Origin of the sequence: Rhizobium sp. 10PS4 (genome assembly GCF_032464805.1) — a bacterium.
GTDB lineage: Bacteria > Pseudomonadota > Alphaproteobacteria > Rhizobiales > Rhizobiaceae > Rhizobium > Rhizobium laguerreae.
In genome coordinates this window covers 253,952-274,095 of record NZ_JAWDIW010000007.1, presented here as the reverse complement: position 1 = coordinate 274,095, position 20,144 = coordinate 253,952, and the positions used below count along the sequence as shown (strand labels likewise).

Genomic DNA, 20,144 nt, shown 5'->3' with positions numbered 1-20,144 from the left:
CTGGCCAACCATGTCAGCCCAATCCCATCAGCAAAGGGAGGCTCCGCCCGTAACCGGGCGGAGCGGACAATGACTACTTCAGGAAGCCCTTTTCCTTCAGATATGCTTCGGCGACCGACTTTGCCGGCTCGCCGTCGACCTGGATCTTGGCGTTGAGCTTGCGCAACTCGTCGGCAGTCAGGCTCTTGAAGATCGGCGAGAGCACTTCCTCGATCTTCGGATTGGCCTTCAGCACCTCTTCGCGGATGATCGGTGTCGGGGCATAGACCTGCTGCACGTTTTTGTCGTCTTCGAGAACGGTCAGTTCGGCCGCTTCGATAGCGCCGTCGGTGCCATAGACCATGGCGGTGTTGACGCCGTTCGTCTGATCGGCGGCCGCCTTGATCGTTGCCGCCGTGTCGCCGCCGGAAAGAACGACCATCTGGTCGGGCTTCAGCTGGAAGCCGTAGGTCGTCTGGAAGGCGGGAAGCGCGCCGGCCGAATTGACGAATTCGGCGGAGGCGGCAAGCTTGGCGGCACCGCCGCCGGCAACCCATTTGCCGAAGTCCGTGAGGCTCTTCAAGTTGTTCGGGCCGGCGACGTCGCTGCGCACGGCAAGCGCCCAAGTGTTGTTGGCAGGCGACGGCGTCAGCCAGACGATCTTGTTGGCGTCGTAATCGAGCTTCTTCGCCAGCTCATAGCCCTGGTCGATGTTCTTCCAGGCGGCGTCATCGGCCTTGTTGAAGAAGAAGCCGGCATTACCGGTATATTCCGGATAGATGTCGATTTCGCCTGATGTGATCGCCTTGCGCACGACCGGTGTCGCGCCAAGCGCGATGCGGTCCTGCGTCTTGATGCCGTTCGCTTCGAGCGCGAGCGCAATGACGTTGCCGAGCAGCGTGCCTTCCGTGTCGATCTTCGACGAGACGACGATGTCGGCGGCATGAGCCGCACCCGCTGCGAAGGCGGAGAGCGAAACGGCAAGTGCGAGTTTCTTCAGCATGGAAAGTCCCCTTTTTCAAAAACCGTTGACCTACAGCGCTGCACGTCTTTCGGACGTGCAGGGACGTTGTAGCACTTTGAATTGCTGCATAATTTTATCTTAAATCGATACCGATTTAAGGAATTATGCAGTGGCCCAGCCCCAGGCGGGAGGCCTGCGCATAGGAAATCCGCCGGCGAAGGCGGTGAAGCCGCCATCATGCCGGAATTGCGTGCGTGATGGAAATAGCGTGCATGCCCGAAAAATCGATGCAAGCCCCCTCCAGTATTTGCAGTCGCGGCACGATTATGGCGGCGAATGCACCTCCGCGCGCGGAAACGCATTCCCTTTTCCAAGGCCGGCGCGATTTGTTTTTGTTCCCTTGCGTGTTTCCACGATATTTCCCGGCTCTGTTGCGGATTCCCGCCGCCCGGATTTTTCTATGATCGAACGATAGCGCGCCTCTCCGGAGGCAGGGATATCTTTTTTCATGAACACATCATATCGTCCGGTTTTTCCAGCGCTTTCCGGAGGTGGCCGTTTGCATCTTGGCGCCCTGTTCATCGCAAGCCATGTCCTGACCTCCGGCTCGGTCCGCGAGACCGCGCGCCGTTTCCAGCTGTCGCCCTCGACCGTCTCGATGGCAATTCATAACCTCGAGACCGAACTGGCGATGAAGCTGACGGAACGCGCCTCCGGGGAGCTGGCGACGCTGATTGCGAGCGGCAGGGTGCTTGAAGGCCTGGAGCCGATCATGGCTGCGATCGCCGAACTCGGCCAATGGGCAGGTCATGACGGCGCCACCGCCGAGATCGACGAGGCCTGGGCTTCCCGCATTCCGGTCAAGATCGTCACGATGGAGCGGTTTCTCGAAGTTGCCGACCAGGGCAGCATCAACCGGGCCGCCCGCCGCCTTCGCCTCGGTCAGCCGCAGCTTTCGCTTCAGCTCGCCAATCTTGAGAAATTTCTGAGGCATCGCCTGTTCGAGCGGCAGGCGCAGGGTTCGGTGCTGACGGAGGAGGGCAGGCGCGCCTACCAGATCTTCATGGCGATCAGCCAGGCGTGGAACGATCTCAAATCGTCGGCCGACGAGCGTTATCGGCGCACCGCCCGGTCGCTGCGCATCGGCTCGATCATCCCGACCGGATCGGAAAGCTGGGTGGCGCGCTGCCTGGGCTCGCTGGTGTCGGAATGGAATATGCGCCGAAACAACAATGCGATTTCGCTGGTCTCGATGACCGCCGACGATCTGCGCGAGGCGCTGAAGAGCGGCCGCATCGACGTCGCTATCCTGGATTCGGTCTTCGGGCTGGAAAACTTTCGGCATCGCGAACTGCTGCAGACCGAGATGGTGGTGATCGCGCCGCCTGACAGTACCGAGACCAGCGTCGCCGAACTCGTTGCCGGCCACCCGATCTGCATGCCGAGCCCGCGCACCGGCCTCGGCCATGCGGCCATGGCCTTCAGCTACGAGCGCTCGCCCAACCGGCGGCGGCGCGGCCAGGATATCACCGCGGCAGATTCGCTGCCTGTCATCGTCGACCTCGTCGCCAATCATGGCTACGTTTCCTTCCTCGGCCGGGTCAGCGCCATGCCGATCGCCGACAAGGTGCGTATCGTCGATCTCGACGAGCATCTGCCGATGTCCTATCACGTCGCCTTCAACCATCGCAAAGCCGCCGCCGATGCCTGCACAATGATCATCGAGGCGGCGGCGAGAATTACGTCGGAAGCGGTCGTCAAAACCGCAGCCGTGGCTTAAGCCCCGGCGGAGTTAGGGAGACTGCAGCGTGACGATCTTGCTGGAAGTGTGCGTGGACAGCGCCGAAGGCCTCGCCGCCGCGATCGAGGGTGGCGCCGGGCGCATCGAGCTCTGCTCGGCGCTGGAGCTCGGCGGCCTGACGCCGCTGCCGAGCCTGATGCGGATCGCCGCCAGGGCACCTATTCCGGTTTATGCGATGATCCGCCCTCACGCCGGCCCTTTCATCTTTGGCGCGGCAGACGAGGAGGCGATGATGATCGATATCGATGCCGCGCGCGCCGCAGGTCTCGCCGGCGTCGTCATCGGCGCCAATCGGCCGGATGGCACGCTCGACATGCCGTTGATCCACCGTTTGAAGGCGCATGCCGCAGGCCTCGGCTCGACGCTGCATCGCGCTTTCGATCTGGTGCCGAATGCCGATCAGGCGCTGGAACAGGCGGTCGAACTCGGCTGCGAACGCATCCTGACCTCCGGCTGCGCGCTGAAGGCATCGGATGGTATCGAAACGCTGAAGCGCATTTCGGCAAAGGCCGCCGGCCGGATCGCCATCATGCCCGGCAGCGGCATCCGCCCGGCAAATGTCGGCGAAATATTGAAGGTGACCGGCGCCCGCGAGGTCCATGGTTCCTGCAGTTCCCCGGTCGAGAGCGCCGATCCGCGCGCCGTGGCTTTCGGCTTCGAGGCGAAAAGCACGAACAAGACGGACGTCACGGTCGTCAGGCAGATGCGCAGGGCGATTGAGGCGGCGGCAGGATAACGGGGCGCGTGAGAGCCTGCGTTTGTCGATGCCTCGCTGATGACGGAGTGCGGGGAACCTACGCAGCAGGTACCCGCGAACATGACAAAATAGGCGCCTAACGCTGTAGAGCTTTTCCGGCGCTGCTAACCACCAATACTGATCACCGCCTTGATCAGCCCATTCTTCTCATGCGCCCAGCGCGCGAGATCGCGCGGCGCATCGGCAAGCGTCGTGCGGTGGGTGATGAGTTTGTCCACCGGCACTAGCCCTTTGGCGATCGAATCCGCCACGTGCTCGAAATCGACGCGGGTGGCGTTGCGGCTGCCGATCACCATCATCTCGCGTTTGTGGAATTCGGGATCGGAGAAGCGGATATCGTCCTTGACGACGCTGACCAGCACCAGCGCGCCGCCATGGGCGACGAAGGAAAATGCCTTCTCCATAGAAGGGCCGTAACCGGTCGCGTCGAAGACCACGTCGAAACCATCGCCATTGGTCTTCTCCCGGACGGCATCCGCTGTCGCCTCGTTGGCAATGATGCCGGAGGTGAAGCCGAAGCGCTCCGACGCCATCTGCAGCCGCTCGGTGCTGGTATCGAGCAGCGTCACCTGATGGCCTGCGATGCGCGAGAAGATCGCCGCCCCAAGCCCGATCGGTCCGGCACCGATGACGAGCGCCCGCGCGCCGGCGCCGGTCATCGAGCGGCGCACCGCATGGGCGCCGATCGCCAGGAACTCGGTCGTCGCCGCCGCTTCGAGGCTTACACCTTTGGCGGCATAGAGGTTTTCGGCCGGAACCGAAATCTCCTCGCAGAAGGCGCCGTCGGTATGGACGCCGAGCACCTTGATATTGGTGCAGCAATTCGGCTTGCCCTGGCGGCAGGCGATACACTGCCCGCAGGAGAGATAGGGATTGACGATAACGGGCGTGCCGACCGCGATAGTGACGCCGTCGCCGGCTTCCAGCACCGTTGCCGAGATCTCATGCCCCATCACCCGCGGATATTCGAGGAAGGGATGTTTGCCCTCGAAGATATGATAGTCGGTGCCGCAGATACCGACATGGCTGACGGCAAGCCGCACCCAGCCGGCGGCGGGAGCCGCTGGCGAAGGACGCTCGACGATATCGAGCACGCCGGGCTCCCGGCAAAGAACTGCTTTCATGACGGATCTCGCATTCCTGGAATGGAAGAAGCCGGCTTGTTCAGGCCGGCTGCCTCTTGTCGCTCAATTGCTCCGGCGGCGGCGCAGCTGGTCGAAGAACACGATCACGATGATCAGCAGACCGGTGATAATACGTTGCCAGAAGGAGTTGACGTTCAGAAGGTTCGCGCCGTTGTTGATGGTGGCGAGAATGAAGGCGCCGATCAGCGGGCCGTGCACCGAGCCGACCGCGCCGAACAGGCTGGTGCCGCCAATGACGGAGGAGGCAATCGCCTGCAGTTCCCAGCCGTCGGCCTGCGTCGCATTGCCGATCGCGATGCGCGAGGCAAGCAGCACGCCGACGAAGGCGGCGAAGGAGGCAGACAGGATATAGGCAAGGTAGATCATGCCCTTGACGTTGACGCCGGAAAGGCGCGCCGCCTCGGCGTTCGAACCGACCGCGAAGAGATAGCGGCCCCAGCGGCTCAGATGCAGGAAGATGAAGGATGGGACCGCCACCAGGATGACCATCCAGAACAGGCTGGGAATACTGAGCAAATCGGCGCGGGCGAAATTGCTGAAGCCCTCATTGGTGATGTTGATCGTCGAACCGTTGGTGATCAAGAGGCCGATGCCGCGCAGCGATGTCAGGGTTGCCAGCGTGATGATGAACGGCGGCAGGCCCATATGCACGATGCCGAAGCCATGGAAGGCGCCGATCGCCACACCCATCAGCAGCGTCAGCGCGATCGCACCCCAGACCGGCACGCCCGCCTGCAGCAGCCAGGCGATGATCACGGTGCAGAAGCCGACAATGGCGCCGACCGAAAGGTCGATGCCGGCGGTGATGATGACAAAGGTCTGGCCGAGCGCGAGGATCGCCGTCATCGCACCCTGACGCAGCAGGTTGGAGATATTGAGCGGCGTCCAGAAGCTCGGGGTGACGACGCCAAGCACGATCCAGAGGAAGATCAGCAGGCCGATCAGCGTCAGGCCGAACAGGATGTTCATTTTCCGGCGCGGCGGCGGCGCGACGATTTCGGTGGGGGTGGCAGTCATGAATTTTCTCCCTCTTATTCTTTTGGCTCAGACGCCGATCGCTTCGCTGAGCACTTCTTCATGCGTCGCCGCGTGGTAATCATGGCTCGCGACGATTTTGCCGGCGCGGAAGACGTGCAGCCGGTCGGCCAGTTCGTAGACCTCGGGCAGGTAGGAGGAGATCAGGATGATACCGGCGCCGTCCTTCAGAAGCTTGGCGAACAGCCGGTAGATTTCCGCCTTGGTGCCGACGTCGACGCCGACGGTCGGCTCGTCGAAGATGAAAAGCCGGGCGCCATGGCTCAGCCACTTGCCGATGACGATCTTCTGCTGGTTGCCGCCCGACATGCTGGAGGCCGGAACGCGCCGGCTCGGCGTCTTGATGCTTAGATTGCGGATCTGCTGGTCGGCATTGGCCGATTCGCGCGCGTGATTGATCACCGGCCCGTGGCTCAGCCGCCCGAACACCGGCAGGTTGATGTTGAGGCCGATCGGCAGGTTGAGGCAAAGCCCCTGGTCGCGCCGGCTTTCCGGCGCCAGCGCAATGCCGAGCTCCATCGCCGTGCGTTCGTTGCGGATGTCGACACGTTTGCCCATCCATTCGACATCGCCCGATGTCGTCGGCTGGCGGCCGTAGAGCCCGAGGGCGAATTCGCTGCGCCCGGCACCGATCAGGCCGTAGAGCCCGACGATCTGTCCTGCCTTGACACTGAGCGACACATCTTCGAAGCCCGGGCCGGAGAGGCCGTTGACCGTGAGGATCGTCTCGCCGATCGCGATTTCTTCCTTGTGGTAGATCTGTTCGATCGAGCGATTGATCATCAGCGAGATCAGTTCGGCATCGTTGGTCTCGCCGATCAGGCGCGTGCCGACATGCGTTCCGTCGCGCAGCACCGAGACACGGTCGGCAAGCTCGAAGACTTCCTCCATGCGGTGGCTGATATAGACGATGGTGACGCCTTCGCCCTGCAGCCGGCGGATCAGCTTGAAGAGCTGCGCCGATTCCTGGCGAGTCAGATAGGCCGTGGGTTCGTCGAAGATCAGGAACTGCGTGCCGCGCATCGCCGCGCGTGCCGTTGCCACCAGTTGCTGCTGGCCGATCGTCAGCGAGCTCAACAGCGCACCGGCCGGCAGGCCGAAGCCGAGATCGTCGAGCACGGCCTGCGCCATCTTCTCCATCTGCTTCTTGCGCATCAGGCCGAAGCGGTTGACCTCGTCGCCGAGAAAGAGATTGGCGGCGACCGTCAGGTGCCGGCAGAGCACGACCTCCTGGTGGACGGCATTGATGCCGCGGGCGATCGCCTCGTTCGGCGTCGACAGCCCCACCGGCTGGCCGCACCACAGCACTTCGCCCGCCGTGCGGGTGATGACGCCTGTCAGCAATTTGATGAGGGTGGATTTGCCGGCGCCGTTTTCGCCGACGATGGCGTGGATTTCACCGGCGAGAAAGGTCAGCGTCGCTGGCTTCAGCGCCTGCACATGACCGTAGTTCTTCTGCAGGCCCTTGAGTTCGAGGATAGGCGATCCGGCGGGAATTCGATTGGCTTCTTTCAGCGTCGCACTGTCATCATGGCGATGACTGACCTCTTCCAGTCCGATCATGGGACCTCTCCTCCTTGTGTCGCGTCTCTCTCCATCCCCCGCAAAACATAGCACGGATGGAAAAGGCCGCGCCGGTTTTTGAAGCCGGCGCGGCCTGTCTGTCTTTGTTACTTGATCTTCGGGTTCAGCAGCGCGTCGATCTTCGGATCGGCCATATTCGCCTTGGTGACCAGGTTTGCGCCGGTGTCGACATTTTCTTCGACCTTCTCGCCCTTGGAGACGGCAAGCGCGGTCTTCACGCCGTCATAGCCCATGCGGTAGGGGTCCTGAACGACGAGGCCGGCAATCGCGCCATCCTTGAGGAAGCCGACCGTCTTGTCGTCGCTGTCGAAGCCGATGACCTTGATCTTGTCGCCGAGCTTGTTTTCGGCGATTGCCTGGCCAACGCCCTGCGCCATGATCAGGTTCGAGGCGAAGATGCCGACGAGGTTCGGGTTTGCCGTGATCAGGTCGGTCATCATGTTGAGGCCGGTCGTTGCCTGGCCGTCGCCGTACTTGTCGGCGATCACCTTCAGGCCCGGATACTTGGTCTTCACCTGATCCAGGAAGCCTTCGCGGCGCTGTTCCAGCGAGCCGACGCCCGGAAGATTGGTCAGGATGACGACTTCGCCTTCTTCCTTGCCCGACATTCCCTTGATGGCGGCAGCCAGACCGTCGGCTGCGATTCGGCCGCCCTGGACGTTGTCGGTCGTCAGGAACGACTTGAACGCCTTGGAGTCGGCGCCGGAGTCGATGCCGATGATCGGAACCGACTTGGCGGCTTCATCGATCGGCTTGCCGAGCGCCTTGAATTCGGTCGGCGAGATGACGACAGCGGCCGGCTTGCCGGCGACGGCGTTCTCCAGAATGCTGATCTGGCCGTTGACGTCGGATTCGGCCTGTGCGCCGAGTTCCGGCACGTTGACGCCGAGATCCTGGCCAGCCTTGCGGGCGCCGGCCAGAACGATCTGCCAGTAGAAGGACGTCGTGTCCTTGACGATGATCGGGATCGTCACGTCGGCGGCAAACGACGGTGCCGGCATCGCCGTGGCGATGACTGCGGCGCCCGCAAGCGCGGTAAAGGCGCGGCGGGACAGAAGGGATTTCACGATACTCATAAGGGTTCTCCTCTCAGGGTGCGTTCTCCTCCAAATAAATCGGCCGTTGAACGCAGGCGGACGATTTTTATCGATAAAAAACATTTGCCAGGTGAAGCTAGCCGAGGCGCAATCAAATTGCAAGAGCGCCAAACCGGCTTTTTTTCTTTGGTAAACTCCCGCCAAGCAACTGATTTTATTCCAATACCATGATATCCTAAAATAGGGATCAGGCCATGTCGATCTCGTGCGGATGGACGACGCCCTTTTTCAAAATTAGGTTGCCGTACAGTCGGAATTCCGTCGTCGCGACGATGTAGGTCGCCTTGCGCGCCATTGCGTAAAACGCAAAACGCTCCACCGGCACGATGCGGAAATCGCCGGCGTGCTTGGAAACGATCTTCTGGAATTCGGCGCAGACCTCCGGCACCGCATCGGGATCGCCGACCACCTCCATCCGCCATGCCGCTTCCGGCACGAAGGTGTCGAGCGGCATATGCGTCAGGATGGCCTTGGCCATGTCAGTGGCGCTGACGCCGTCGGCGCGAATGACCGGCGGGCCCATCGAGCCCGAGGGAAAATTGGCGTCCGATATGACGATGTCGTCGCCATGTCCCATGGTCTTCAGCGCATGAAGCAGGTCGGGGCCAAGCAGCGGATGAATACCTTTGAGCATAATTTCTCCTCAGACTCGCACCGCTTCGGCGCCGAGCGGCGGCGCGACCAGCGTATAGGGTTCGAATTCGGCATAGATGTCGTCGGCAAGCCGCGGCTCGACGATCTCCATGTTGCGCGTCAGGCTCGAAGGCTTCGCCGTGCCGATCAGCACCGATGCGACGATCGCCTCGCGCAGCGGAAACTGCAGGGCGGGAGCCGCCAGCGGCACGCCGTGGCGTTTGGCGATCGCCTCCATGGCGCCCACCTTGGCAAGCACGTCGTCATCAGCCGGCATATAGTCGAAATGCGAACCCGGCACCGGGCCGGTGGCGAGAATGCCGGAGTTGAAGACGCCGCCGACGACGAGCGACGTGCCCTTCTGCCGGCAAAGCGGCAGCAGTTCGGCGACGGCCGAGCGGTCGAGCAGCGTGTAGCGGCCGGCCATCAGGATGCAGTCGAGATCGGAATGGCGCATGACGTCGAGGCAGACCGGCACTTCGTTGACGCCGAGGCCGAAGGCGGAGATCGCGCCAGACGACTTGAGTTCCTCCAGCGCCTTCACGCCGGAATCGAGAAACTGCTTCTGGTGGACCGCATTCTTCGCCGCGCCGTGTGTGTAGACGCCGAGGTCGTGCACATAGAGGATATCGATGCGGTTGAGGCCGAGCCGCGCATAGCTGAATTCGACCGAGCGCATGATTCCGTCATAGGAATAGTCGTAATCGGCATCGAAGGAGAGCGGATCGACATAGCTGTAATCAGGCACGGTGCCGGTCGGCACCGGTCGAAGCAGCCGGCCGACCTTGGTGGACAGCACGTAAGAGCTGTCCGGCTGGTCGCGCAGGAAATCACCGACCCGCCGTTCGGCAAGGCCGAGCCCGTACCAGGGCGCCACGTCGAAATAGCGGATGCCGCTGTCCCAGGCCGCCTGCAGCGTGTCCATCGCCTGCTCGCGCGGGCAGGCGCGATAGAGACCGCCGAGAGCGGCTGCGCCGAAACTGATTTCGGTCACCTCCAGCTTGGTCTTGCCGATCCGTCTCGTCTTCATCATTCCTCCTCACGAAGAAGCTGAACTATCTCGAGCAATCCCAGGAAAAGTGTGAAGCGGTTTTCCGTCCGGGATTGCGTACTTCAAATCAATCCCGGGAGAAACTGTGAAGTGGTTTTCCGTCCGGGATCGCCTAAAAACAAAGATTACAGCGTCGCACCGAGATGCCACGGCACGAATTCATTGTCGCCGTAGCCGAAGATCTCGCTCTTGGTCTTCTTGCCCGAGGCGGTATCGACGATGAGATCGAAGATCTCGCGGCCCTTGCCGCTGATCGTCGCGTCGCCGGTGGCGATCGTGCCGCAATCGATGTCCATGTCCTCTTCCATCGAGGCATAGAGCGCCGAATTGCTGGAAAGCTTCAGCGACGGCGCCGGCCGACAGCCGAAGCAGCTGCCGCGGCCTGTGGTAAAGGCGATCATGTTTGCTCCGCCCGCCACCTGGCCGGTCGCCGAGACCGGGTCGTAGCCTGGTGTGTCCATGAAGACGAGGCCGGGGGCCGTGACGCGTTCGGCATAACCATAGACCGCCGTCAGCGGCGAACGCCCGCCCTTGGCGACGGCGCCGAGCGATTTTTCCAGAATGGTCGTCAGCCCGCCGCGCTTGTTGCCGGGCGAGGGGTTGTTGTCGAGCGAGGCGCCGTGCAGGGCGACGTACTGCTCCCACCAGGCGATTTTGTCGTCGAGCTTCTTTGCCACCTCGTCGCTGACGGCGCGGCTGCGCAGCAGATGTTCGGCGCCATAGATTTCCGAGGTCTCCGAAAGGATCGCCGTGCCGCCGGCTGCCGCCAGCAGGTCGGCCGCGACACCCAGCGCCGGATTGGCGGTGATGCCGGAAAAGCCGTCCGAGCCGCCGCATTGCAGGCCGATGATGATCTCCCCGACCGACATCGGTACGCGCTTTTCCTTGCCGACATCGGCGGCGATTTCGCGCAGCATGCCCATGGCGCGCTCGACAGCACGGCGCGAACCGCCGGCATCCTGGATGTTGAAATGCCGCTTTGAGGCGCCTGCACCACTTTGGCCGTAAAGCGTCAGCTGATTGACCTCGCAGCCGAGGCCGATCATCAGCACGCCGCCGAAATTCACATGCCTTGTGTAGCCGGCGAGCGTCCGGTGTAGCACGTTCATGCCGTCGCCGGTCGAGCTCATGCCGCAGCCCTGGTCGTGCACGATCGGCACGAAACCGTCGATGCCTTCATAATGCGGCAGGATCGTCCGGTTCGCCTCGTCGGCGATCGCCCGGCAGACCGTGGTGGAACAGTTCACGCTGGCGATGATGCCGATATAGTTGCGGGTCGCCGCCCGCCCGTCGGCGCGGCGATACCCCATGAAGGTGCGCCCGACGTCGTCGGCAGTGGCCGTTTCAGGTGCCGAATTGGCGGTCGCCGCCAGCCGGTCGTTTTCGAAATGCAGGTTGTGGCTGTGCACATGGTCGCCGGCCTTGACCTCGGCCGTGGTGCGGCCGATCGCCTGTCCGTATTTGACCACGGGTGAGCCGAGCGGAATATCCGCTATCGCCACCTTGTGACCGGGGTCGATCTTCTCACGGGTCTGAATGCCGGCAACCGTCGAACCCGGCGCGATTGCCGCCGTTGCGACCGCGACATTGTCACCGGCCGAAAGGATGATCCAAGGCAGTTTGTCCAATTTATTCTCCCTGGGAAACGCTCGCTGCATCGGCGAATGCGCATTGATTTTGTTTTTTATCTACAATAAACATTTTCAAGTCAACGGGAATATTGATCCTGTGGACGAGGGAGGCAATGAGCCGCAGGCGACCGGAAATAAGCTAAAGGTCGTTTGAACAAGCCCCGGTCTGTTCTGTCCTGCTTTGAAGTGGGGCGGTGGATACGAGGGCGGAAAGCGGGGTCTGGTGGCAAGGCAGAATACGGTCTTCAAGGAAGCCTATAACAGGTATGCCGTAGCCCTGCGCACGGATACCGCGCTGCCTTCGGAACCGGAGATCGCCGCCCAGCTCGGCGTCAGCCGTTCGACGGCGCGCGCCATCCTGACGCGGCTCAGCGAAGAGGGCATCATCCGCTGGAACAAGCGCCAGAAGATCGTGCTGCGCCAGCCGACAGACCACGACCTCTTTCCCTCCGAAGAAACCGACTCCCTGCATGATATCATCGAGCGCAGCTTCATGCAGCGCATCCTTGCCGATGATGCAGCACCCGGCATGCAGATCAACGAATTGGAGCTTGCCCGCGAGATCGGCACCGGCACCACCAGCGTCCGCGAATTCCTGATCCGCTTCTCCCGCTTCGGCCTCATCGAGAAACGCCCGAACAGCCACTGGACGCTCAAAGGCTTCACCCGCGAATTCGCGCTTGAGTTGGCCGATGTGCGCGAAATGTTCGAACTGCATTCCGCCGCAGAATTCGGCCGGCTTCCCAGGGATAATCAGAGCTGGGCCGATCTTGCCGCTATGCGCGACGAACATCACGCCATGCTTGCCGACATCAACCAGCGCTTCAAGGATTTCTCCGTCCTCGACGAGCGCTTCCACTTGCTGATCCATCGCGCCTCGAAGAACCGCTTCATCGCTGATTTCTACGACGCCATCGCCATCGTCTTCCACTATCACTACCAGTGGAACAAAACCGCCGCGCGCCAGCGCAACGAGCGCGCCATCCACGAACATCTGGATTATATCGCAGCCTTGGAATCCGGCGACCAGGCGGCGATCGAAACCGCCTGCCGCGCGCATCTGCACTCCGCCCGGCAGACCCTGCTGCAATCCCTGCCGCAGGTCGCCACCGAAACCGCCTGAGGGTGGGACATCTCGGCCCAGAGATCGCCGATGCCAGCCCCTCATCCGCCTGCCGGCACCTTCTCCCCGCTTGCGGGGCGAAGGGGATATTTTGCGACCTCTCGGTTCCCCACAGCCTCTCGCGGGGCACGTCCCCTCGCCCGGCGAGCGGGGAGAGGGCTAGGGTGAGGGGCAGCCATTCGTGCAAACGGGACAGCCATCAGTCTTATGAAACATTTCGATGTGTGAGCCGTTATCGCGCTTATGGCCGACGCTAAACTCAATCCGACATCGGTCGACGGTACCGAACCGCACGGTGCCGAAAAGACGCGCCAAGAGCAGGCATCGACTGTCGAGGTCGTGCCGCCGCCAGATATCATTGAACCCGATCCGGAGTTGACGCCCGAGGAGGCCGAGCACGCGCGCAAGCGCTATTTGCTCAAGCGCTTCTGGATCAGCGCGCGCCGTTTCTGGGGCCGTGGCGGTGACAAGCTCGCCTGGCCGTTGTCGATCGGGCTGCTTGCCATGATCTGCATGAATGTCGGCTTCCAGTATGGGATCAATCGCTGGAACCGCGCGATTTTCGACGCCATAGAGCGGCACGACGCCGGCACCGTCTATTACCTCAGTGGCGTGTTCGTGCCGCTCGTGCTCGGAACCGTCGCCCTTGTCACCACGCAGGTTGCTGTTCGCATGATGATCCAGCGGCGCTGGCGTTCCTGGCTGGCGACCGCAGTCATCGCGCGCTGGTTGGCAAACGGCCGATACTACCAGCTGAACCTCATCGGCGGCGACCACAAGAACCCCGAGGCGCGCATCTCGGAGGATTTGAGGATCGCCACCGAAGCCCCTGTCGATTTCATCGCCGGTGTCATCGCGGCGTTCCTGTCGGCCTCGACCTTCATCGTGGTGCTGTGGACGATCGGCGGCGCTTTGACGCTGCCGATCGGCGGGTGGACCATCACCATCCCCGGCTTTCTCGTCGTCACCGCGGTCCTCTATGCCGTGGTCACCTCCAGCGTCATCGCCGTGATCGGCCGCCATTTCGTGCAGGTTTCCGAGGTCAAGAACCAGGTCGAGGCCGAATTTCGCTATACGCTGACGCATGTGCGGGAGAACGGCGAGAGCATCGCGTTGCTCGGCGGCGAGGAAGAGGAGCGCAACGACCTCCACAAGACCTTCGGCAATGTGCTGAAGCAATGGGCGCTGCTTGCCCGCCAGCATATGCGCACGACGTTCGTGTCGCATGGGTCGATGCTGATTGCCCCTGTCGTGCCGCTCCTGCTTTGCGCGCCGAAATTTCTCGAAGGCAGCATGACGCTGGGCGAGGTCATGCAGGCAGCCTCTGCCTTCGCCATCGTTCAGACGGCCTTCGGCTGGCTGGTCGACAACTATCCGCGTCTTGCCGACTGGAACGCCTGCGCGCGTCGCGTCGCCTCGCTGATGATGTCGCTCGACGGGCTGGAGCGCGCCGAACAGAGCGACTCGCTCGGGCGCATCAAGCATGGCGAAACCGAAAGTGAGGCGATGCTCAGCCTCAACGATCTCGCCGTGTCGCTTGACGATGGCACTGCGGTGGTCAAGGAAACCCGGGTCGAGATCGAGCCCGGCGAGCGGGTGCTTGTGTCAGGTGAATCCGGTTCGGGCAAGAGCACGCTGGTGCGGGCCATCTCCGGCCTTTGGCCGTGGGGTGGCGGCAGCGTCGATTTCCACGCCGACAGGCGATTGTTCATGTTGCCGCAACGACCTTATATTCCTTCGGGGACGCTTGGCCGTGCCGTCGCCTATCCCGGAGCCGCCGATAATTGGCCGCCGGATGAGATCAAGTCGGCCCTCGACAAGGTGGGACTGGATTATCTGAAAGAGAGGATCGAGGAAGACGCGCCATGGGACCAGACCTTGTCGGGCGGCGAAAAGCAGCGGCTGGCCTTTGCCCGTCTCCTGCTGCACCAACCCGATATCATCGTGCTGGATGAAGCAACGTCCGCACTCGATGAGAAGAGCCAGGACAAGATGATGCAGATGGTGATCGATGAATTGCCTGATGTCACCATCATCAGCGTCGCGCATCGCGCTGAGCTGGAAGCCTTCCATAGCCGCAAGATCACCCTGGAGCGCCGCCGGGGCGGTGCAAAGCTTGTCAGCGATATCGATCTCATCCCGCGCAAAAGAAAGGGGAACTTGCTCTCACGCGTCTTGGAGAACCGCCGCACCCTGCCGAAGGGTAGCACGACCTCGAACAAGGCGCCGCAGCCCCGGAATGGAAATTGAAGGTCGCTCGCGGGCGAGCAACCATTGCCTATTGCGCATTCTGGGGCAGGTTGTCGGTGATGTCGTAGTAGTCGCCTTTGTCAGCGGCAAAGATATGCATTTTCAGCTTGATTTCGGTCGGGCCATCAAATGCACCCCATCGCGACAGCAATCCAGTCGTGATCAGGTGGGTCCCAAAACAGCGATGATCCACATACCCCGCAAAATCCACGCCTCACTTTTTCTGAGGATTGGTACCAAGTAACACTTTCACCTCCCTGGATCGCGATCTGACGCCTCGGCACGTCGGTTGAAGCGAAGAAGTGGCCGGATTGTTTTCGGCATTTGGAGCAATGGCACGCATCCGGCGCTCGCAGATCGCCTTCGATCTCGAAAGTTACCGCACCACACAGGCAGGACCCTTTATGCATAAGCCTTCCTCTCATAAGCCCAGTCGTGCTTCTAAGGCTGCGCCGAAGACTCTACGCTCGCAATCTGATCCAGATTTTCGATCAGCCGCTTGAGCAGATCGACAAGTTGTTCCGCATCCGCATCCGTGAAGCCGGTCAATGCCTCTTTATTCCCTCGGAACAAAGCCGTGATTGCCTCAGGCATGCGTTCCTGCGCGATTTTAGTCAGCACGATCCGGCTGCTGCGACCATCAGCCGGGTCGGGTGTCCGCTGGATTAGGCCATCCCTCTCCATGCGTGCGAGCATCTGAGCCATTGGCGGCTGCTCGACCCTGGCAAAGCGGGCGAGGTCGCGTTGCGTGCTGGCTTTGCCATTCTGCAGCGCGACCAGGACAGGCAACTGGCCGACACCGAAGCCGAGCGGTTTAAGGCGTGACTCGCTGAGGCGGGCAAAGCCCCGCGCCGCAAGACTGATGAGATGCCCCGGCGTAGAAAGCACATCTTCGTCCAATTCCGATCACCCCTTGTCTGCGCTTGACCGCTAGATATATATGTACGTATGTATATTGAGGTGCGGCATGAGGCAAGGCCGTTTCGATACCGCACAGCGAATGTTTCAATCCCCATCGAGGAAACGACATGTCTCAAAATGACGTCGAAATGATCAAGCGCATCTATGCCAGCTTCAACGCCAGAGACATAGACGCTATCCTTGCCGTCCTTTCCGATGATGTCGCCTGGGCCAACGGCATGGATGGCGGCCACATCAATGGCCGTGAGGCCGTGCGCGATTATTGGACACGCCAGTGGGCTGTGATCAGTCCGCACGTCGAGCCGGTGGCATTTGAAGAAACGCCGGATGGCGCTGTCGCTGTCGAGGTGATCCAGTCGGTCTTTGACCTCGATGGCCGGCCGCTGGAAGGGCAAAGTCATGGCCTTGAGGACAAGACGGTGACGCATATTTTTCGCATGGAAGGCGACAAGATCGTCCGCTTCGATATCCGGGATGGCCTGTAAGTTGGTACTCCCTATGCGGGGATGACCGCTCCCGTTGCGACGCGCCATTGTCAGGCCCGCCTTTCGGCCGTCGGACGCCCGGCTTGTGCGTTAAATTCGCGCTGAGCCGGCGGTATCTGTTCAGAGCTTGCGCGCTTCGAGACGCCGCTTGTCGCGCTCGACATAGTTGGAGCCGAGCTCCGTCAAACGGAATTGCCGTTTCTGAAATTCCCCGCGGATCAAGATGAAGCCTTGCTCTTCGGCTTCGTTCAATGTCTTCAGGCTGGTGCCTTTAGGGGGAGACTGCCAAGCCATGCCATCGGCGCTGTGCAGCAAGACCATGATCTTTATAATTTTGTTTCTCCATGGCTGATGCATACAGCCGGGCTGTATCGCTTCGGCAATCCGCTGGTTCCGCTTTCTTGATTTGACACCATCCAGGAGAAGCCCGTTGATTTATAAGGATTATTTTCGGCCAATCCGGAGTTTCGCAAAAGCTATTGTATAAAAGCTCCAATAGTCTTGGTCAATTCAATCACTCCGTCCCAACAGGTTGGGTCATGCCTGGCGATTGGCCCGATTGCGCTTATTTCCATTGAATCCCGCCATCAGCGGCGCATAGTGACGTTCCCGGCTTTGCCGGTTGAACGTAGGGGGAGCCGGTGCATGTCAGCAAATCTCGACGATATCCGTAACCAGCAACGTGAGACGTGGGACAAGTTTTCCGCCGGCTGGAAGAAATGGGACAGCTTGGTTCTCGGCTGGCTTGCGCCGTTTGGTGACACCATGCTCCGGCACGCAAATCTCTCCAACGGCTTTAGCGTGCTTGACATAGCCGCTGGCACTGGCGAACCCGGCCTGACGGCGGCGGCGGCAATCCCGGACGGCCATGTTGTCGTCACCGATCTCTCGGAAAATATGCTGACTGTTGCCGCAGAAAATGCGACCAAACGTGGCCTCAAAAACTTCGAAACTCGCCTATGCGATGCGGGAGCGTTGCCTTTTGCCAATGCCAGTTTCGACGCCGTTCTGTGCCGGTTTGGGTTTATGTTCTTCCCGGATATCGCTGCCGCCGCCAAGGAGATGGCACGCGTGGCAAAGCCCGGTGCGCGCGTCTGCGCCGCAGTCTGGAGCACTCCTGCCAAAAATTCATGGGCGACCACGATCATGGGCACGATCGCCCGCCACGTGGAAATGCCCTCGCCACCACCCGGCTCTCCGGGCCTGTTCCGCTGTGCGGGGGAAGGTATGATGGTCGAGACGTTCAGAGAGGCGGGCCTTCTCGATGTCGCCGAGGAAGAGGTGTCGGCGACGATGGTGCACGATACCCCAGCGCGTTACTGGGACTTCATGACTGAGGTCGCCGCGCCGGTTGTCGCTGGACTATCCAGGGCAGATGCGGCAACACGGGAGAAAATCCGCGGCGAGGTCCTGGAGCTAGCTCTCCAATCCGTCAGCGATGGCAAGGTTCGCCTTCGCTCGACGGCAACGGTCATCACAGGCACGCGATAGCCTCAGAATCTCGTCGACTCTCAAAACACAATCCACCGGTGTAGCAAAGCAGCGCAGAACAGCCCAGTCTACTAGAATTTCCACCATGGACGCTTTGGATCGGAAGGCATTAAAGGCTTAGGCGCGAGTATGGCTTTCGCCGGCGTCACGATGCTCTCGCCATCACGGCCATAATATTCTCCCTCTTCTCCCTGGACTTCGGCTTCGAGAGATTGGGCGATAAGCCACATTTTCCGCCGGATTTCTTGATCAGGATTTTTGACAACGATGTTGCCTCCGCTCCACCAAAGACATGCGGCGTTTTCCCGATTTTTGCCGGGTGAATATTCTTTCCAGACGCACATGCCCGTCTGTTCCACCCTTCCGGATCGTTGGCGACGTATTCGAGCCAATCGTCGAGAGTGATCGACGGAGACGCGTCGAACCAATTTACTTTGCGGGTGATGTGAAGGTCGTAACCCATCAGAGCCTCTTACCTAAGTCGCGCCGAACGGCTGAACCGCTTTAATGGGAGGGCGCCTCGCTGGCGACAGCCGCCCCCTCGCGCTTCTGGCTAGGCCCGACCGGGATCAGCCAGGTGGTGAAGAAGGTCAGCACCGCGACGACGACTACGCCCCAGAAACTCCAATGCAAGGCCGCGTTGAAGACCGAGCGGATCGCCGGATCGGCGGCGAGCGCCGAAAGCCCGGTCGGCTGGTTCAGCACCTCGTGCAGGCCTGCAGCCGCCTCGCCGCTCGCATAGTGGTTGATGCCGGCATTGAGGATGGCGCCGAGCACGGTGGCGCCGAGCGTATTTCCGAGGCTGCGCGCAAAGATGATCGAGGCGGTGGCGCTGCCGCGCATCGACCATTCGACGCTGTCCTGCACGAGCACGAGGCTGGTTAGGCTGATGAGACCCATGCCGAAGCCCATGAAGAAGGAGCCGGCGCCGGCAACGATCGGCGAACTGTCAGGGGTCAGGAACAACAGGAAACAGGCGCCGAAGGGAAACATCAGGCTGCCGACGCGCAGCGTGCGGCGGATGCCGAAGGCCTTGTAGAAGCGGCTGGAGAGCATCACCGCCAAGGGCCAGCCGACGACGAGCATGGTGAGCGTGAACCCCGCGACAAGAGGCGAGCGGCCGAGCACGCCCTGCACATAGAGCGGCAGGATTGTCGAAAGTCCGATCAGCGCCATGCCGGCCAGCAGCGTCGCCGCATTGCTGGTCGCAATCAGCCTTCGGCTCCAGAGCGGGATCGAAATGATCGGCTCCGGCGCCCGCTTCTCCTGGGCGAGAAAGAGCAGGCCCGTGACCACGAAGACGGCGAAAAGCGAAAGCAGGATCCAGACGCTGGCATCGGTTTCCGTCAGCATGACGAGAAGTGCCACGATCGAGATCGAAAACAGCACCGAGCCGAGGTAATCGATCTTTACCTGCTTGTGCGCCACGTCCTCCTTCAGGAAGACCATGAAGGCGATGATCGAGATGACGCCGATCGGCAGGTTGATCCAGAAGATCCAGGCCCAGGAGATATTGTCGACGATGATGCCGCCGGCAAGCGGCCCGACGACGGCCGAGGTCGCCCAGACGGTTGCCATCGCGCCCTGCACCCGGCCGCGTTCCTCCAGCTTGAAGAGATCGCCGATGATCGTCATCGTCACCGGCTGGATGGCGCCGGCGCCGAGCCCCTGCAGCAGCCGGAACAGCACCAGCGACATCATCGACCAGGCAAGCCCGCAGAGCAATGAGCCGACGAGGAAGACCAGGATGCCGCCGATCAGCACCGGCTTGCGCCCGAAAATGTCGGAAAGCTTGCCGTAGATGACCGTGGTCGTCGACTGCGCCAGCAGGAAGGCCGAAAATACCCAGCTGTAATAGGAAAAGCCGCCGAGCTCCCCGACGATGCGCGGCATCGCTGTCGCCACGATCGTCGCCTCGATCGCCACCATGAAGGTCGCGAGCATGATGGTGGCGACGATAAGCACGCGGTTCGAGCGTTGCGCTGCATTCGACATGACGATCCTCTTCGGGTGCTCCGCAGATGCCGGAAATATCGGCAGGCTGGCGAGATGTGGGGCGATGCGCCGCTTGCGGAGTGATGCCGCCCTTTTACGACCTCAAGCCCGGCCGGTAAAGCAGGCCGCGACCAGTTTCTGACAGCACCGGTTGTTTTCGCGTGATGTCAGGGAAGCGGCGGCCGAAAGCAAAGGCCCGGCG

The 20,144-nt window shown here is 61.5% G+C and carries 19 protein-coding genes and 1 pseudogene; 6 read left to right on the top strand and 14 right to left on the bottom strand.

Features of this window, described 5'->3' with window-relative positions; translation table 11 throughout:
- Positions 1-73: 73 nt before the first annotated feature.
- The gene (osmF, locus tag RWJ89_RS15870; protein ID WP_131663034.1) at positions 74-982 is read right to left on the bottom strand and encodes a glycine betaine ABC transporter substrate-binding protein OsmF; all 909 of its coding nucleotides are present in this window, start codon (positions 980-982) and stop codon (positions 74-76) included.
- 285 nt (positions 983-1,267) lie between these two features.
- Positions 1,268-1,453, bottom strand: a complete 186-nt coding sequence (locus tag RWJ89_RS15865) for an acetyltransferase (RefSeq protein WP_206112583.1) — start codon at positions 1,451-1,453, stop codon at positions 1,268-1,270.
- 49 nt (positions 1,454-1,502) lie between these two features.
- On the opposite strand from RWJ89_RS15865, the gene RWJ89_RS15860 reads away from it, so the two are divergent.
- Complete coding sequence (locus RWJ89_RS15860; RefSeq protein ID WP_316031138.1) at positions 1,503-2,723, top strand: LysR family transcriptional regulator; 1,221 nt, start codon at positions 1,503-1,505, stop codon at positions 2,721-2,723.
- 28 nt (positions 2,724-2,751) lie between these two features.
- Entirely contained in the window at positions 2,752-3,480 is a 729-nt protein-coding gene (locus tag RWJ89_RS15855; RefSeq protein WP_316031121.1) for a copper homeostasis protein CutC, read from the top strand.
- Between the two features lie 125 nt (positions 3,481-3,605).
- Here RWJ89_RS15855 and RWJ89_RS15850 read toward each other — a convergent pair whose 3' ends face one another.
- The 7 genes from RWJ89_RS15850 to RWJ89_RS15820 all read right to left on the bottom strand — a co-directional run bounded on the left by RWJ89_RS15850 (position 3,606) and on the right by RWJ89_RS15820 (position 11,674).
- Positions 3,606-4,625, bottom strand: coding sequence for a zinc-binding alcohol dehydrogenase family protein (locus RWJ89_RS15850; RefSeq protein WP_316031120.1), 1,020 nt, complete (start codon positions 4,623-4,625; stop codon positions 3,606-3,608).
- A gap of 63 nt (positions 4,626-4,688) precedes the next feature.
- A complete protein-coding gene (locus tag RWJ89_RS15845; RefSeq protein ID WP_003545129.1) occupies positions 4,689-5,663 on the bottom strand; it encodes an ABC transporter permease in 975 nt (324 codons plus the stop codon).
- 27 nt (positions 5,664-5,690) lie between these two features.
- Complete coding sequence (locus RWJ89_RS15840) at positions 5,691-7,244, bottom strand: sugar ABC transporter ATP-binding protein (protein ID WP_316031119.1); 1,554 nt, start codon at positions 7,242-7,244, stop codon at positions 5,691-5,693.
- Between the two features lie 107 nt (positions 7,245-7,351).
- A complete protein-coding gene (locus tag RWJ89_RS15835; RefSeq protein ID WP_020048315.1) occupies positions 7,352-8,341 on the bottom strand; it encodes an ABC transporter substrate-binding protein in 990 nt (329 codons plus the stop codon).
- A 208-nt stretch (positions 8,342-8,549) separates the two neighbouring features.
- Entirely contained in the window at positions 8,550-8,996 is a 447-nt protein-coding gene (locus tag RWJ89_RS15830; RefSeq protein ID WP_168283786.1) for an RbsD/FucU family protein, read from the bottom strand.
- Positions 8,997-9,005: 9 nt separating this feature from the next.
- Positions 9,006-10,025: an aldo/keto reductase gene (locus tag RWJ89_RS15825; RefSeq protein WP_168283787.1), complete on the bottom strand. Its 1,020-nt coding sequence runs from the start codon at positions 10,023-10,025 to the stop codon at positions 9,006-9,008.
- Between the two features lie 146 nt (positions 10,026-10,171).
- Complete coding sequence (locus RWJ89_RS15820) at positions 10,172-11,674, bottom strand: UxaA family hydrolase (RefSeq protein ID WP_131627949.1); 1,503 nt, start codon at positions 11,672-11,674, stop codon at positions 10,172-10,174.
- A 226-nt stretch (positions 11,675-11,900) separates the two neighbouring features.
- On the opposite strand from RWJ89_RS15820, the gene RWJ89_RS15815 reads away from it, so the two are divergent.
- Together RWJ89_RS15815 and RWJ89_RS15810 are read left to right on the top strand one after the other, a co-directional pair.
- Entirely contained in the window at positions 11,901-12,800 is a 900-nt protein-coding gene (locus tag RWJ89_RS15815) for a GntR family transcriptional regulator (RefSeq protein WP_003556178.1), read from the top strand.
- A 243-nt stretch (positions 12,801-13,043) separates the two neighbouring features.
- Positions 13,044-15,050 (top strand): ABC transporter ATP-binding protein/permease, encoded by a 2,007-nt coding sequence (locus RWJ89_RS15810; protein ID WP_168283788.1) that lies wholly within the window; start codon positions 13,044-13,046, stop codon positions 15,048-15,050.
- A 28-nt stretch (positions 15,051-15,078) separates the two neighbouring features.
- Here the strand turns inward: RWJ89_RS15810 and RWJ89_RS15805 are convergent.
- Both RWJ89_RS15805 and RWJ89_RS15800 read right to left on the bottom strand, forming a co-directional pair.
- Positions 15,079-15,460, bottom strand: a pseudogene (locus tag RWJ89_RS15805) (GFA family protein).
- 31 nt (positions 15,461-15,491) lie between these two features.
- Positions 15,492-15,950 (bottom strand): MarR family winged helix-turn-helix transcriptional regulator, encoded by a 459-nt coding sequence (locus tag RWJ89_RS15800; protein ID WP_316031118.1) that lies wholly within the window; start codon positions 15,948-15,950, stop codon positions 15,492-15,494.
- Positions 15,951-16,078: 128 nt separating this feature from the next.
- On the opposite strand from RWJ89_RS15800, the gene RWJ89_RS15795 reads away from it, so the two are divergent.
- Complete coding sequence (locus RWJ89_RS15795) at positions 16,079-16,456, top strand: nuclear transport factor 2 family protein (protein ID WP_316031117.1); 378 nt, start codon at positions 16,079-16,081, stop codon at positions 16,454-16,456.
- Positions 16,457-16,576: 120 nt separating this feature from the next.
- On the opposite strand, the gene RWJ89_RS15790 is transcribed toward RWJ89_RS15795, so the two are convergent.
- Positions 16,577-16,813, bottom strand: a complete 237-nt coding sequence (locus tag RWJ89_RS15790; RefSeq protein ID WP_246706501.1) for a hypothetical protein — start codon at positions 16,811-16,813, stop codon at positions 16,577-16,579.
- A 288-nt stretch (positions 16,814-17,101) separates the two neighbouring features.
- Between RWJ89_RS15790 and RWJ89_RS15785 the strand changes: the two genes are divergently transcribed.
- Complete coding sequence (locus tag RWJ89_RS15785; RefSeq protein ID WP_077977467.1) at positions 17,102-17,947, top strand: class I SAM-dependent methyltransferase; 846 nt, start codon at positions 17,102-17,104, stop codon at positions 17,945-17,947.
- 145 nt (positions 17,948-18,092) lie between these two features.
- On the opposite strand, the gene RWJ89_RS15780 is transcribed toward RWJ89_RS15785, so the two are convergent.
- The gene (locus RWJ89_RS15780) at positions 18,093-18,410 is read right to left on the bottom strand and encodes a hypothetical protein (RefSeq protein WP_316031116.1); all 318 of its coding nucleotides are present in this window, start codon (positions 18,408-18,410) and stop codon (positions 18,093-18,095) included.
- Between the two features lie 41 nt (positions 18,411-18,451).
- The gene (locus RWJ89_RS15775) at positions 18,452-19,942 is read right to left on the bottom strand and encodes an MDR family MFS transporter (protein ID WP_221981613.1); all 1,491 of its coding nucleotides are present in this window, start codon (positions 19,940-19,942) and stop codon (positions 18,452-18,454) included.
- Positions 19,943-20,144: the final 202 nt, after the last annotated feature.

Coding starts and splice junctions, on each gene's coding strand:
- RWJ89_RS15865 (WP_206112583.1), bottom strand. CDS start 1,453: ATGAAAAAAGATATCCCTGCCTCCGGAGAGGCGCGCTATCGTTCGATC.
- RWJ89_RS15795 (WP_316031117.1), top strand. CDS start 16,079: ATGTCTCAAAATGACGTCGAAATGATCAAGCGCATCTATGCCAGCTTC.
- RWJ89_RS15810 (WP_168283788.1), top strand. CDS start 13,044: ATGGCCGACGCTAAACTCAATCCGACATCGGTCGACGGTACCGAACCG.
- RWJ89_RS15845 (WP_003545129.1), bottom strand. CDS start 5,663: ATGACTGCCACCCCCACCGAAATCGTCGCGCCGCCGCCGCGCCGGAAA.
- RWJ89_RS15835 (WP_020048315.1), bottom strand. CDS start 8,341: ATGAGTATCGTGAAATCCCTTCTGTCCCGCCGCGCCTTTACCGCGCTT.
- RWJ89_RS15830 (WP_168283786.1), bottom strand. CDS start 8,996: ATGCTCAAAGGTATTCATCCGCTGCTTGGCCCCGACCTGCTTCATGCG.
- RWJ89_RS15775 (WP_221981613.1), bottom strand. CDS start 19,942: ATGTCGAATGCAGCGCAACGCTCGAACCGCGTGCTTATCGTCGCCACC.
- RWJ89_RS15780 (WP_316031116.1), bottom strand. CDS start 18,410: ATGGGTTACGACCTTCACATCACCCGCAAAGTAAATTGGTTCGACGCG.
- RWJ89_RS15850 (WP_316031120.1), bottom strand. CDS start 4,625: ATGAAAGCAGTTCTTTGCCGGGAGCCCGGCGTGCTCGATATCGTCGAG.
- RWJ89_RS15825 (WP_168283787.1), bottom strand. CDS start 10,025: ATGAAGACGAGACGGATCGGCAAGACCAAGCTGGAGGTGACCGAAATC.
- osmF (WP_131663034.1), bottom strand. CDS start 982: ATGCTGAAGAAACTCGCACTTGCCGTTTCGCTCTCCGCCTTCGCAGCG.
- RWJ89_RS15840 (WP_316031119.1), bottom strand. CDS start 7,244: ATGATCGGACTGGAAGAGGTCAGTCATCGCCATGATGACAGTGCGACG.
- RWJ89_RS15785 (WP_077977467.1), top strand. CDS start 17,102: ATGTCAGCAAATCTCGACGATATCCGTAACCAGCAACGTGAGACGTGG.
- RWJ89_RS15790 (WP_246706501.1), bottom strand. CDS start 16,813: ATGCATCAGCCATGGAGAAACAAAATTATAAAGATCATGGTCTTGCTG.